Genomic DNA, 13,698 nt, shown 5'->3' on the forward strand with positions numbered 1-13,698 from the left:
TCGACCTGTTGCCGGGTCCGTCAGAGGTCGGCCAGGATGCGGGCCAACTCGACCGGCCTGCTCAGCATCGGCCAGTGCCCGGAGTCGATGTCGACCAGGTCGACCTTCCGGGCCTTGGCGAGTTCGGGCAGGTCACCCCCGTCGAGCATCGCCTGGGCCTGCTCCGGGGTGAACTCGGGGCACACCAGGACGACAGGCACGTCGAAGCGCCGCGCATCGGTCAGCCGGACTGTCCCCCGGGCGACGCCCTCGGGCACCGGGATGGCGGTGGCCAGGAATTCCGCCCGCGCCCGTTCGTCGAGGTCGGCCGCGTCCGCGCCCTCGAAGGGCGCCCAGCCGGGGAACGGCATCGCCCCGTCCTCGATCGGGAAGAAGTCGGCGTACAGGTCCCCGTCGGCCTGCGGGAAACCGCCGATCAGCACGACCCGGGCGACCGTCGAGGGCCGCGCGTCGGCGATCAACCAGGCCAGGGCGCAGGAGGCCGAGTGCCCCACCACCACCGACCCGGCCGGTGCCGCGTCCACGACGGCCAGGACCGCGGCAACCTGGTCGTCGAGCGTCGCCGCCGTGTTCCCGTCGCCCTGGCCCGGCAGGTCCACCGCCACCGCGTGTCGCCCCACCCGGGTCAACTCGGCGACGACGCCGTCCCACGCCGAGGCGTCGAGCCACAGGCCGCCGACGAGCACGATCTGTTTATCAGTCATGACGACAACGTAGCGTCGATTCCGGACGTTCCACTTCCGGTACCGTCCGGTGGGTGGAGAGTGCCGTCAGCCCCACCGCCCGTGCCCTGCGGACGCTCGACATCCTGCGGGACCGCCCGGGCACGACCGCCGAGGAGCTGGCCGCCGGTCTCGGCGTGACCGAACGCGCCGCGCGCCGCTATGTCAGGATCCTCCGCGAGGCGGGCATCCCGGTCGAGTCCGCCCGGGGGCCCTACGGCGGCTACCGCCTCGGCCGGGGCGCCCGGCTGCCGGCCGTCGTCTTCACCCAGGAGCAGGTCATCGGCCTGGTCATGGCCGTTCTCGACGGGCAACCTGCCGCGATCGACGCCGACGGCCTGGTCGGGTCCGCGCTCAGCAAACTCATCCGGGCGCTGCCCGACAGCGTCGGACGGCAGGCGGCGGCACTGCGGGCGTACGCGGCAGCCGCCTCCGACCGACGGTCGGCGCACGCCGATCCCACCACGACGAGCACGCTGGTGGCGGCCGTGGCCGACCACCACCAGGTGGCCTTCACCTACACGACCGAAGGCGGCGAGTCCTGGGAGGCCGTGGTCGACCCGTGGGCGGTGGTGGTGCGCTTCGGCCGCTGGTACCTGCTGTGCCACTCGCACCGGGCGGGCGCGATCCGCACGTACCGCATCGACCGGATCCGGGCCGTGCGGCACCTGCCGCAACGGTTCACCCCGCCCGACGACCTCGACCCCGTGGCCACCCTGGAGGCGCACCTGGGTTCCGGGTGGAAGTACCCGACCCGGGTGGTGTTCCACGAGCCCTACGAGCGGGTGGCACCGTGGGTCCGGCCGACGATGGGCCGCCTGGAGCCTGCCGGCGACCGGTGCGTCCTGACCGGCAGCACGACCAACACCCGGATGTACGCCCAGGAGTGGCTGGCCGCCGTCCCGTTCGGCTTCACCGTCGAGGAGGGTCCCGAACTGCGGGCCGCCGTGGCCGCGGTCGCCGCCCGCCTCACCGCCGCGCTGGACGACGGCCCCCGACCGTCGCCATCCTGACCGGGGGTCGCACCGTCGGATCGCGGTCGCCGTCAGTAGACGAACGGCCAGCCGGTGTTGTCGTAGCCGAGCAGGTTGACGCCGAGCAGTGAGGTGCCGTTGTCGGCGTAGTAGTGGTAGACGAGGACTTCGGCGTCGGTGTCGGTGAACACCGCCTGGTGGCCGGGCCCGTGGATGCTGCCGTGCCCGGCAAGGACCTGGGTGCCGCCACCGGCGGTCATCGCCGCCCCGTTCCGGTCGACGTACGGGCCGGTGACCGAGGTCGACCTGCCCACCATGACCCGGTAGGTGCTCGCCGCCCCCTGACAGCACCTGTCGAACGACACCCACAGGTAGTAGTAGGCGCCGTGCCGCACGATCACCGGCGCCTCGATGGCACCCCCGTTACGGCCCGCGATGCTCCGCACGGTCGTGTCGGCGCGTTTCCCGGTCACCGGATTCAACGACACCATCTTGATACCGGACCAGAACGACCCGAAGCTCAACCACCACCTGCCGGAAGCGTCGACCACCAGATTGGGATCGATGGCGTTGAAGTCGTCCGACGTCCGGGACTCGATCACCAGACCCTGGTTGGTCCAACTGCCCGACGCCCCGGTGGTGCTCGTGGCAAGGAAGATCCCCGACCGGTTCGACCCGAACGTCGAGGCCGAGTAGTACAACCAGTACCGACCGTCACGGTAGGACAGATCCGGCGCCCACAGATTACGACTGCCCCCGGTGTACGTCGTCGTCCACGGCGCACCGCCGGGGAACACCACACCCGCGTTACGGAACGCGACCCGATCACCGGAGGTCTTCAGCGCGATGTTGTCACCGGTGTGCGCCAGCAGGTAACCACCACCGGGGCGGATCACGACCGTCGGGTCGTGCACCCCGACGTCCCCGGTCACCCGACCCGGGCCAGGGTAGGACCCGGGCGGCGTGGTGGGCGTCGCCGCGACCCTCGGTGCGGCCGTCGACGCCGACGGCGATCCCTGAACGATGCCGGCGACCACCAGCACGACCGACAGGGAGATCAACGCCAGTCGGCGGAGGGTGGACGGATTCTGCACGGAGGCGAGCGAAGTGGTCACGACAGTTCCCTGGGTCGGGCGTCGGGCAGCGTGATGCCGACGCGGCGGGACGTCGACAAAAATGTCGAGATCATTGCATTCGTGTTTTCCCAGAAGTTAACGCAGGCATCGAAGCATGTCAACGCCTGTGGCCGCCGGCCCCCGTCGGTCGCCCCTCCTCGACAGCCGACGCCGAGGGGGTCGCGCCGGGCCGGCCCGGCGGGCCCGCACCACGTCGTCGACGACCACCCACGCAGGGATCCCGCCACCGGCACCCGCCCGCGAAAGGGGCGGCACGACCCGTCCAGATGGGATGAGGCCACAATCGGCAAGAAACTGTGAGGTATTGAGACGCTTGTCTCCGCCGCCGATTTCACGGCACGCCGACGAGACCGCGACCCTATGCTTGTCGCCGAAATACCTGCGGCCGGTCGGGTGGCAGGAGAAGAACCAGTCCGAGGATCTGCGAATGCGTCGGAAATCTGCTCTGGGCAATGGCATCGCTGACGTCACCACGGCAATTACCCGCAGTGGAGCACCAACCTCCCCCGCAGCGGAGGCCGCGCGCCGAGCCGCAGTCGCCGAGGAGCAGGAGTTCCTCGACTCGGCCGTGGCGCGGCGCGACGGTCTTGTCGACCACCTACAGGCCGAGCTTTCCTCAGCTGCCCTGGACGTGTTGGAACGGGCGCGGCTGCGCATGCTCCGCCAGCAGTACGAGCAGTTGCGGCGAGCGCAGGAACGGTTGGTCTTCGGCCGCCTCGACGGTCTTGACGGCACCGTGCGGCACGTCGGCCGGGTCGGCCTGCGCAACGACGACGAGGACGGTGAGCCGCTGCTGCTGGACTGGCGCGCTCCCGCGGCCCGGCCGTTCTACACCGCGACCGCTGTCGACCCGCAGGGGCAGGCACGACGGCGGCACATCCGCACGACGGGACCGGTGGTCGTCGGGGTGGACGACGAGCCGCTGGACGGGACCATGACAGCGGAACTCGTCGGTGAGGGGGCGCTGCTGGCCGCCCTGGACCAGCGGCGCACCGGTCACATGTCGGCGGCGATCTCCACGCTGCAACGCGAACAGGACGACATCATCCGGGCGGAGGCGACCGGCCCGCTGATCGTGCAGGGCGGTCCCGGCACCGGCAAGACCGTGGTGGCCCTGCACCGCGTCGCCTACCTGCTGTTCGCCCACTCGGCAATGGCCGACCAGGCGGTCCTGGTCCTCGGTCCCTCGCCGCGGTTCCTCCAGTACATCGCCCAGGTGCTGCCCGCCCTCGGTGAGACCGCCGTCGTCTCGGCGACCTGCGACACCCTGCTGCCCGACATCCGCGTGGGCCGCGACGAGAGCCGGACCCTCGCCGAGATCAAGGGCCGTGCCCTCTGGCAGGCCGCGCTCGAGAACTACGTCGGCTCGCTGTTCCCGCGCCCCCGCGAGTTGACGCTGCGCTGGGAGGGCGAGTTCTACGCCATCCCCGCCGGGACGGTCGCCCAGATGCTCGCCTCGGTGCGGGGACGCCCCTATCACCGGGCCCGCGAGGCGTGCGCCGAGCAGCTGCACCACCTCCTGACCGAAGCCGTCGTCGATCAACGCGAGGCGCTGGTGAACGCGATGGACGAGGGCTTCGAGGACATCCTCGCCCGCGTCGACCGGAGCATGCAGCACGACCACCGGTCCGCCGGTGGGCCCACCGGCAGTGACGTCGACGGGCTGCTCTCCGAGGAAGAGATCGACGCCCTCCGTGGTCGTATCGCGGAGAACGCGAGCATCGCCCGGTTCGTCGAGGCATGGTGGCCCACCCTCGACGCCGAAGACCTGTTGAGGGGTCTGGTGACCGACCGCGCCCTGCTCGCCCGCTTCGCCCCCCAGTTGTCCGCGGCGGAGATCACCGCCGTCGCGACGGAGCCCGCGCCGTGGGCTTCGAGCGACATCCCCCTGCTCGACGCGGTCGCCGACCTGCTGGGCGAGATCGAAGCCCCGCCGCCGCAGGGCGAGTTCGTCGCCGACCACGCTCGCCGGCAGCGCGGCTGGGTGTACGGCCACGTCGTCATCGACGAGGCGCAGGAGCTGTCCGAGATGCAGTGGCAGATGGTGCTGCGGCGTTGTCCCAGCCGTTCCGTCACGGCGGTCGGCGACATCGATCAGACGGAGGCGGCGCACCGGCACACCACCTGGGCACAGGCGGTGCAGGCGGCTTTCGGACAGCGGTGGACCGCTGCGGAGCTGACCATCTGTTACCGCACCCCGCGCGAGGTCATGGACCTCACCGGGCCCGTCCTGAGGCGGGCCGGTAGCCACAACTCCCCGCCCCGGGCGGTGCGTTCCTGCGGCATCGACCCCTGGGTCCGCACGGTCGCCCCTGCGGAGCTTGCCGACACCGCCGCCCGGGCGGTGCGACAGTTGCAGCAGCGGTGGCACGGCGGCACGGTGGGCGTCATCGCCCCCGCCGACCGCATCGCCGAACTCCACGCCGTACTGGCTGACGTCCCGGTGCTCACCGCGGTGCAGTCCAAGGGTCTGGAATGGGATGCGGCGCTCCTCGTCGATCCCCAGGGCATCGCCGCCGGGCCGCGCGGCTGGAACGCCCTCTACGTCGCGCTCACCCGATGCACCCAGGAACTGGGACAGCTGGTTCTCGGGTAGCGGAACTTTGCGGGTGTGCCGCCGCTGCGCCGGCGTCCGGTCACCGCCGGCGCCGGGTGGCCGGGGCACCGTCCCAGGCCACCCGGCGTCGACGCGGGAGGACGCGGCCGACCACCGGGCGGGCGACACAGGCGGGAAGTGCCGAGCTGACCGCTTCCGACATCGGCTATTGACGTCGCCGTAACACCGGGTCTAGCGTCTGTCGAACCGCTTCGTCGAACCGCTTCGACGAGCCGGCGAACACGGTTCCCTGCCTGCCCGGAGGAGGTGCGCGGTGGCCACCATGCAGGACGTCGCCCGCCTGGCGCAGGTCTCGGTCAGCACCGTCTCCTACGTGCTCACCGGAGCCCGGCCGATCTCCCAGGGCACCCGGGCCAAGGTGCTCGCCGCCATGGCCCAGCTCGACTACCAGCCCAACGCCATGGCCCGGGGTCTGGCCAGTCGACGCAGCCGGATCCTGGGCCTGCTGCTGCCGATGGACGAGCGCGGCCTCGGGGCGACCGAGACGGCGTTCGTCACCGGGGCCGCCGCGGCGGCCAGCGCCGTCGGCTACCACCTGGTGCTGTCACCCGTCGGCGGGGGCGGCGACCTCGACGGGCTGCGTCGGCTGGCCAGCCAGCGGATGTTCGACGGCGTCGTGCTGATGGAGGTGCAGCTCGCCGACGAGCGGGTCGGCGCGCTCCAGCAGGCCGGGGTGCCGCTGGTGCTGATCGGGCGCACCGGGGACACCGCCGGGCTCTCCTACGTCGACATCGACTTCGAGCAGACCGTACGGGAGGCCGTGGCGTACCTGGTCGGCCTGGGGCACCGGCAGATCGTCTACGTCAACCACTCGGCCGAGACCCTGGCCAGCGGTTACGGGCCGGCGCTGCGGACCCGGGACGCCTTCGTCACGGCGATGACCGGCCACGGCCTGGAACCGGTCATGATCCCGGCGCAGGACAGCGCCGCCGGTGGCCGGGCCGCGTTGGCCGCCGCCATCACACGGACGCCGGGCCTGACGGCCGTGCTGGCGATGAACGAGACGGCGGTCTTCGGCATCCTCGGCGAGCTGACCGGGCGGGGGCTGGCCGTGCCCGACGACGTGTCGGTCGTCTCGATGGTCACCTCGCCGCAGGTCGCCGAGCTGGCCACCCCGGCGCTGACCGCGATGACGTCACCCGGTTCGGCGCTGGGCCGGATCGCGGTCGAGGCCCTGGTGCGCCACCTGGACGGGGCCGGTGACGAGCGCCACCAGCAGTTGCTGCCGTGCGCGCTGGAGATCCGGGGATCGACCGCAGCACCACGAAGCCGTCACCCCGATGGGGGTTGACCAGGTAAAACGGCCCGTCGCCGCGCGGCAACGCGACGACGGACCCAGTGAAGTACCGGGCTCGATACTCAACGAGGAGGATAGCAATGCAGCGATTCCGCCGGATCGTCGCCGCGATCGCCCTGGCGGCGACCGCGACGACCACCGTGGCCGCCTGCGGGGGCGACGACAGCGGTGACGACAGCGGGGCCAAGACCCTCAAGCTCTGGCACTACGAGGGCGAGAACAGCGCGATGGGGGTCGGCTGGGACAAGGCCATCGAGATCTTCAAGACCGAACACCCGGGCGTCGAGGTGCGCTTCGAGCGCAAGGCGTTCGAGCAGATCCAGCAGAACGCCGGCATGATCATCAACTCGTCCGAGGGTCCGGACATCATGGAGTACAACAAGGGCAACGCGACGGCCGGCCTGCTGTCGTCGCAGGGACTGCTCACCGACCTCAGCGGCGAGGCCGAGAAGCGCGGTTGGGCCGGCAAGCTCAGCCCCAGCCTCCAGACCACCGCGCGGTACAGCGACAAGGGCGTGATGGGCTCGGGCAACTGGTTCGGCGTGCCGAACTACGGGGAGTACGTCACGGTCTACTACAACAAGGACCTGTTCGACCGTAACGGCGTCACGGTGCCCACCACCATGGCGGAGCTGACCGCCGCGATGGACACCTTCGTCGGCAAGGGCATCACCCCGCTGGGCATGGCCGGCGCGGAATACCCGGCCGGGCAGCTGTTCTACCAGTTGGCCCTGGCAAAGGCCGACCGGCAGTTCGTCGACAACTACCAGCTCTACAAGAACCCGGTCGACTTCCGCGCCGACCCGCTGAAGTACGGTGCGGACACCTTCGCCGACTGGGTGCGCAAGGGCTACGTCGCCAAGGACTCGTCGAGCCTCAAGGCCGAGGACATGGGCACCGCCTTCATCGCGGGCAAGACCCCGATGATCGTCTCGGGCAGCTGGTGGTACGGCCGGTTCAAGGCCGAGATGAAGGCCAACTGGGACACCTTCCTGTTCCCGGGCAACACCCTCAACGCCGGCTCGTCCGGCAACATCTGGGTCGTCCCGACCAACAGCAAGGCCAAGAGCCTGGCGTACGACTTCATCGACATCACCCTGCGCCCTGAGGTACAGGACCTGATCGGCAACAACGGCGGCATCCCGGTGGCCGGTGACCCCGCGAAGATCACCGACCCGAAGGACCGCAAGCTGATCGAGGACTTCAACACGGTCAGCAAGCAGGACGGCCTGGCCTTCTACCCGGACTGGCCGGTGCCCGGCTACTACGACGTGCTGGTCGGCGGGTTCCAGGCGCTGATCAACGGATCCAAGTCCCCCGACCAGGTGCTCGACACGATCGCCAAGCCGTACGCCGACGGCGTCAAGGAGATCACCGGCAAGTGACACGGCGAGCGGCGGGCGTGCCCGGTACGACCGGCACGCCCGCCCGCCCCGCCGGGAAGGATCCTGCATGGCAGTCCCCGACACCGTCGCCGGCACACCACCGGCGGCGACCCCCACCCCCACCCCCACGCCTGCGTCCCGCCGTCGACCGCGTGGCCGAGACGCGGCGTACTGGCTCTACCTGCTCCCCGGAGCGGTGCTGTTCATCCTGGTCATCGGCGTGCCACTGGTCGGTACCGGCTACCTGTCGCTGACCCGGTGGTCAGGCGTCGGCGACCCCACCTTCGTCGGGCTGGACAACTACCAGCGGTTGCTGCACGACGAGGTGTTCTGGGCGTCGTTCCGCAACACCGTGGCGATGATCGTCGCGATGGTGGTGGTGCCGACCCTGGTCGGGCTGCTGCTCGCCTCGGTGCTCTTCGACGTCGTCGGGCGGCGGTTCCGGCCCCGGACGGCGGCGGCGTTGCGGGCCGCGTTCTATCTGCCGCAGGTGCTGCCCGTGGTGGTCGCCGGCATCGTCTGGGGCTGGATCCTGCGCCCCGACGGCGCGTTCAACAGCACGCTCGACGCGATCGGTCTCGGGGCGCTGCGCCACGACTGGTTGGGCGACCCGGACACCGCGCTGCCGGCGGTGATGGCGGTGATGATCTGGGTGCAGATCGGCTACCCGGTGGTCGTGTTCATGGCGGCGTTGCAGCGGGTCGACCCGGAGCTGTACGAGGCGGCCGAGGTCGACGGGGCGAACTGGCTGCACCGGTTCCGGGCGATCACCCTGGCGCAGATCCGGCCGGAGACCTTCGTGGTCGCCCTGACCTGCACCATCGCCGCTCTGAAGGTGTTCGGGCCGATCTACGCGCTGACCCGGGGCGGCCCGGAGAACGCCACCAACGTGCCGTCGTACTTCGCCTACTACACGTTCTTCAAGAAGCTCCAGGTCGGATACGGCTCGGCGATCTCCACCGTGCTCACCGTGATAATCGTGGTGGTGGCCGTGGTCTTCATCGGGGTGCAGGCCCGCAGCGAACGCCGGGACCGGGGGATCTGAGATGACCGTGACGATCACCAAGGTCCCCCTCCGCCCGAAGGTGCGCGACCGGCACCACCGGGGCCTCAGCCGCTGGGTGGTGCTCGCCGGCGTCACCGTCGGCGCGCTGGTCATGCTGGTGCCGTTCGCGTTCATGCTGCTCAACGCGTTCAAGTCGCCCGGCGACTACTCGTCGGGCGGCCCGTTGAGCTGGCCGACGGAGTTCTACACCCAGGGCCTGCGGACGTACTGGTCCGCGGTGAACTTCCCGCTCAAGCTGTGGAACTCGACGCTCATCGCCGGTTCGGTGGCGGTGTTCGGCGTCGTCGTGTCGCTGCTCAACGCGTACGCCCTGGGCATCGGCCGGGTCCGCGGCCGGCTGTGGATCGTCGGGCTGTTCCTGCTGGCCAACATGCTGCCCCAGGAGGCGTTGATCTATCCGCTGTACTACGTCGCCAAGGAGATCGGCCTCTACAACACCCGACTGTCGGTGATCATCATCTTCACCGTCATCCAGAGCGCGTTCGGCACGTACCTGCTCGCCTCGGTGCTGGGCACGTTCCCCCGGGCGCTGCTGGAGGCCGCGGCGCTCGACGGCGCCGGGAAGTGGACGGTGCTGTGGCGGGTGGTCTTTCCCAACCTGCGGCCCACCCTCGCCGTCCTGCTCATCTTCTTCTTCATCTGGACCTGGAACGAGTTCCTCATCCCGCTGGTCATGTTGATCGACAACCAGACCCAGACCATCCCGGTCGCCCTCGCATCGTTGCAGGGCGACCGGCTGATGGACGCCCCGACGACCAACGCCGGTGCGCTGATCAGCCTGGTGCCGGCCATCCTGTTCTTCCTCATCTTCCAGCGCACCCTCGCGCGCGGCATCACGGCAGGAGCCGAGAAGTGAAGTTCACCGACGGGTACTGGCAACTGCGTCCGGGGGTCAGCGTGCTGCGCCCCGGCACGGTCGAATCGGTCGAGCCGGACGAGCGCGGCTTCACCGTCTTCGCCCCGTCCGGGCAGATCAACGGCCGGGGCGACACACTGAACCGGCCCGTCGTCACCGTCCGCTTCTTCTCCCCCGCGCCCGGCGTCGTCGGGGTCACCATCGGCCACCACAGCGGCGGGCTGCCCCGCGAACCCCACTTCGGGGTCAGCACCGACCACACCCACCCGGTCACCGTCGACATCACCGGACTCAGCGCGTCGCTGACCACCGGAGAGCTGACCGTCCGGGTCGCGCTGGTCGACGGCTGGCGGGTCGAGTTCCGGCACGGCGACCGGCTGGTCACCGCGTCCACCGCACGCAGCGTCGGCATCGCCACCGACAGCGAGGGCCGCCGGTACGTGCACGAACGCCTCGCGCTCGGCGTCGGCGAGACGGTGTACGGGTTGGGCGAACGGTTCGGCCCGTTCGTGAAGAACGGTCAGACGGTCGACATCTGGAACGCCGACGGCGGCACCGCCAGCGAGCAGGCGTACAAGAACGTGCCGTTCTATCTCAGCAGCGCCGGCTACGGGGTGTTCGTGGACCACCCGGAGCACGTGTCGTTCGAGGTCGGTTCGGAAGTCGTCGCGCAGACCCAGTTCAGCGTCGAAGGCCAGTCGCTCACCTACCACGTCATCGACGGGCCCACCCCGAAGGACGTGCTGCGCCGCTACACGGCGCTGACCGGCCGACCCGCCCGGGTGCCCGCCTGGTCGTACGGGCTGTGGCTGTCCACCTCGTTCACCACGTCGTACGACGAGAAGACGGTGACCGAGTTCGTCGACGGGATGGCCGAACGGGACCTGCCGCTGTCGGTGTTCCATTTCGACTGCTTCTGGATGCGCCAGTTCCACTGGGTCGACTTCGTGTGGGACCCGGCGACCTTCCCCGACCCGGAGGGGATGCTGCGCCGGCTGCACGAGCGGGGCCTGAAGGTCTGTGTGTGGATCAACCCGTACATCGCGCAGCGGTCGTACCTGTTCGAGGAGGGCCGCGAGGCCGGTTACCTGGTACGCAACCCGGACGGGTCGGTGTGGCAGTGGGACAAGTGGCAGGCCGGCATGGCGCTCGTCGACTTCACCAACCCCGACGCGGTGGCCTGGTTCACCGGCAAGCTCAAGTCGCTGCTGGACATGGGCGTCGACTGCTTCAAGACCGACTTCGGCGAGCGCATCCCGACCGACGTGGTGTGGCACGACGGGTCGGACCCGCAGCGCATGCACAACTACTACTCCTACCTCTACAACCGGGCGGTCTTCGAGCTGCTGGAGACCGAACGCGGCGAGGGTGAGGCGGTGGTGTTCGCCCGCTCCGCCACCACCGGCGGCCAGCAGTTCCCGGTGCACTGGGGCGGCGACTGCGAGTCGACGTTCGTCGCGATGGCCGAGTCGCTGCGCGGCGGGCTGTCCCTGGCGTCGTCCGGCTTCGGCTACTGGAGTCACGACATCGGCGGCTTCGAGGGCACCCCCGACCCGGCGGTGTTCAAGCGGTGGATCGCGTTCGGCCTGCTGTCGTCGCACTCGCGGTTGCACGGCTCCGGCTCGTACCGGGTGCCGTGGGCGTACGACGAGGAGGCCGTGGAGGTGCTGCGCCACTTCACGCGGCTCAAGCTCGGCCTCATGCCGTACCTGGCGGCGACGGCCGAGGAGGCGCACCGCGACGGCATCCCGATGATGCGCCCGATGATCGTGGAGTTCCCGGACGATCCGGCCGTGGCGCACCTCGACCGGCAGTACATGCTCGGCCCGGACGTGCTGGTCGCACCGGTGCTCAGCGCCGACGGGCAGGTCACCTTCTACGTACCCGCCGGCACGTGGACCCACCTGGTCACCGGCGCGCAGCTCACCGGCCCGGCGTGGGTGACCGAGAAACACGAGTACGACAGTCTGCCGGTGCTCGCCCGCCCCGGCGCGGTCATCGGGTTCGGGGCGCGCTGCGACCGGCCCGACTACGACTGGGCCGACGGGGTGCAGCTGCGGCTCTACGCGCCGGCCGAGGGGCAGCGGCACCGGGTGCGCATCCCGTCGCCCGACGGGGGCCCGGGTGCGCAGTTCGAGGTGGGTTTCCGTGACGGGGTGGCCACCGCCGAGCTGGTGGCGGGCGAATCGTCGGCGTACCACTGCGTGGTGGTCGGCGCGGAGAGGGCGGGACGATGACGGCACGCAACTTCCCGGAGAGCTTCGTCTGGGGGTCGGCCACGGCGGCGTACCAGATCGAGGGCGCGGCCACCGAGGACGGCCGGGGGCGGTCCATCTGGGACACCTACAGCCACACCCCCGGGCGTACGTTGAACGGCGACACCGGCGACGTGGCCGCCGACCACTACCACCGGTGGCCGCAGGATCTCGACCACATCGCCGGGCTGGGGTTGTCCGCGTACCGTTTCTCGATCTCCTGGCCCCGGGTGCAGCCGGGCGGTTCCGGCCGGTTCAACCCCGCCGGCCTGGACTTCTACGCGCGGCTGGTCGACGGCCTGTTGGAGCGCGGCATCCGGCCGGTCGCCACCATGTACCACTGGGACCTGCCGCAGGAGCTGGAGGACGCCGGCGGGTGGCCGGCGCGGGACACGGCGCTGCGCTTCGAGGAGTACGCCTCGGGGATCGTCGGCGCGCTCGGCGACCGGGTGCACACCTGGACCACGCTCAACGAACCGTGGTGCTCGGCCTACCTGGGGTACGGCTCCGGCGTGCACGCGCCCGGTCGCACCGAACCGGCGGCGGCGCTGGCGGCGGTGCACCACCTCAACCTCGCGCACGGCCTGGCCGGGCGGGTGGTGCGGGAGCTGGTGCCGAGCGCCGAGCTGTCGGTGACGCTCAACCTGCACGTCGTGCGGGGCGCGTCCGGGTCGGATGCCGACCGCGACGCGGTCCGGCGGATCGACGCGTTGGCGAACCGGGCGTTCCTCGGTCCGATGCTGGACGGGGCGTACCCGGCCGACCTGCTGGCCGACACCGCCGCCGTCACCGACTGGTCGTTCGTGCGCTCCGGCGACGAGAAGCTGATCGCGGTGCCGTTGGACGTGCTCGGGGTCAACTACTACTCCAGCACCCTGGTCCGCGCCTGGGACGGACACTCGGCCCGCTCCGATGCCGACGGGCACGGCGCGTCGACCCACTCGCCGTGGGTGGGTGCCGAGGACGTCGATTTCCTGCCGCAGCCCGGCCCGTACACGGCGATGGGGTGGAACATCGACCCGCCGGCCTTCACCGAGCTGCTGCTGCGGCTGCGGCACGACTACCCAGGTCAACCGTTGATGATCACCGAGAACGGCGCGGCGTTCGACGACGTGGTCGCGGCGGACGGGCGGGTCCACGACGACCGGCGCATCGACTACCTGCGCCGGCACATCGGCGCGGTGGCCGACGCCCGCGCGCAGGGCGTGGACGTGCGGGGTTACTTCGTCTGGTCGCTGCTGGACAACTTCGAGTGGGGCTACGGCTACGACCGCCGCTTCGGCATCATCCGCGTCGACTACGACACCCAGGAACGCCTCTGGAAGGACAGCGCCCACTGGTACCACCGGCTGGCCACCACCGGACACCTGGACGGGTAGGTCGCGGGCGG

The 13,698-nt window shown here is 70.6% G+C and carries 10 protein-coding genes; 8 read left to right on the forward strand and 2 right to left on the reverse strand.

All coding sequences use genetic code 11. The annotated features are described in order from the left end of the window. Positions 1–20 precede the first annotated feature (20 nt). The gene (locus AB0C22_RS25455; RefSeq protein WP_357537426.1) at positions 21–704 is read right to left on the reverse strand and encodes an alpha/beta hydrolase; all 684 of its coding nucleotides are present in this window, start codon (positions 702–704) and stop codon (positions 21–23) included. A gap of 53 nt (positions 705–757) precedes the next feature. Here AB0C22_RS25455 and AB0C22_RS25460 point away from each other — a divergent pair, with 53 nt between their 5' ends. After that, positions 758–1,735 (forward strand): WYL domain-containing protein, encoded by a 978-nt coding sequence (locus AB0C22_RS25460; RefSeq protein ID WP_357537428.1) that lies wholly within the window; start codon positions 758–760, stop codon positions 1,733–1,735. A 32-nt stretch (positions 1,736–1,767) separates the two neighbouring features. Here the strand turns inward: AB0C22_RS25460 and AB0C22_RS25465 are convergent, their stop codons facing one another. Beyond that, positions 1,768–2,811: an arabinan endo-1,5-alpha-L-arabinosidase gene (locus AB0C22_RS25465; protein WP_357537430.1), complete on the reverse strand. Its 1,044-nt coding sequence runs from the start codon at positions 2,809–2,811 to the stop codon at positions 1,768–1,770. 448 nt (positions 2,812–3,259) lie between these two features. On the opposite strand from AB0C22_RS25465, the gene AB0C22_RS25470 reads away from it, so the two are divergent. The 7 genes from AB0C22_RS25470 to AB0C22_RS25500 all read left to right on the forward strand — a co-directional run bounded on the left by AB0C22_RS25470 (position 3,260) and on the right by AB0C22_RS25500 (position 13,687). Next, positions 3,260–5,428: a UvrD-helicase domain-containing protein gene (locus AB0C22_RS25470; protein WP_357537432.1), complete on the forward strand. Its 2,169-nt coding sequence runs from the start codon at positions 3,260–3,262 to the stop codon at positions 5,426–5,428. 283 nt (positions 5,429–5,711) lie between these two features. Then, entirely contained in the window at positions 5,712–6,740 is a 1,029-nt protein-coding gene (locus tag AB0C22_RS25475) for a LacI family DNA-binding transcriptional regulator (RefSeq protein WP_244252456.1), read from the forward strand. An 86-nt stretch (positions 6,741–6,826) separates the two neighbouring features. Beyond that, positions 6,827–8,131 (forward strand): extracellular solute-binding protein, encoded by a 1,305-nt coding sequence (locus AB0C22_RS25480; RefSeq protein ID WP_357537434.1) that lies wholly within the window; start codon positions 6,827–6,829, stop codon positions 8,129–8,131. A 67-nt stretch (positions 8,132–8,198) separates the two neighbouring features. Continuing rightward, positions 8,199–9,176, forward strand: a complete 978-nt coding sequence (locus AB0C22_RS25485; protein WP_357537436.1) for a sugar ABC transporter permease — start codon at positions 8,199–8,201, stop codon at positions 9,174–9,176. Between the two features lies 1 nt (position 9,177). Continuing rightward, positions 9,178–10,053 carry a carbohydrate ABC transporter permease gene (locus AB0C22_RS25490; RefSeq protein WP_219463345.1) on the forward strand — a complete coding sequence of 292 codons (876 nt, stop codon included), beginning with the start codon at positions 9,178–9,180 and terminating at the stop codon, positions 10,051–10,053. Then, the gene (gene yicI, locus AB0C22_RS25495; RefSeq protein WP_357537438.1) at positions 10,050–12,290 is read left to right on the forward strand and encodes an alpha-xylosidase; all 2,241 of its coding nucleotides are present in this window, start codon (positions 10,050–10,052) and stop codon (positions 12,288–12,290) included. The genes AB0C22_RS25490 and yicI overlap by 4 nt, the downstream gene beginning before the upstream one ends. Then, the gene (locus AB0C22_RS25500; RefSeq protein ID WP_357537441.1) at positions 12,287–13,687 is read left to right on the forward strand and encodes a GH1 family beta-glucosidase; all 1,401 of its coding nucleotides are present in this window, start codon (positions 12,287–12,289) and stop codon (positions 13,685–13,687) included. The genes yicI and AB0C22_RS25500 overlap by 4 nt, the downstream gene beginning before the upstream one ends. Positions 13,688–13,698: the final 11 nt, after the last annotated feature.

The organism is Micromonospora sp. NPDC048894, from assembly GCF_040649765.1.
In the GTDB taxonomy this organism is placed as follows: Bacteria; Actinomycetota; Actinomycetes; order Mycobacteriales; family Micromonosporaceae; genus Micromonospora; species Micromonospora antibiotica.

Bases quoted from the DNA above. Each gene is read 5' to 3' on its own strand.
- AB0C22_RS25475 (WP_244252456.1), top strand. From the start codon at position 5,712: ATGCAGGACGTCGCCCGCCTGGCGCAGGTCTCGGTCAGCACCGTCTCC.
- AB0C22_RS25470 (WP_357537432.1), top strand. From the start codon at position 3,260: ATGCGTCGGAAATCTGCTCTGGGCAATGGCATCGCTGACGTCACCACG.
- AB0C22_RS25480 (WP_357537434.1), top strand. From the start codon at position 6,827: ATGCAGCGATTCCGCCGGATCGTCGCCGCGATCGCCCTGGCGGCGACC.
- AB0C22_RS25485 (WP_357537436.1), top strand. From the start codon at position 8,199: ATGGCAGTCCCCGACACCGTCGCCGGCACACCACCGGCGGCGACCCCC.
- AB0C22_RS25455 (WP_357537426.1), bottom strand. From the start codon at position 704: ATGACTGATAAACAGATCGTGCTCGTCGGCGGCCTGTGGCTCGACGCC.
- AB0C22_RS25500 (WP_357537441.1), top strand. From the start codon at position 12,287: ATGACGGCACGCAACTTCCCGGAGAGCTTCGTCTGGGGGTCGGCCACG.
- AB0C22_RS25490 (WP_219463345.1), top strand. From the start codon at position 9,178: ATGACCGTGACGATCACCAAGGTCCCCCTCCGCCCGAAGGTGCGCGAC.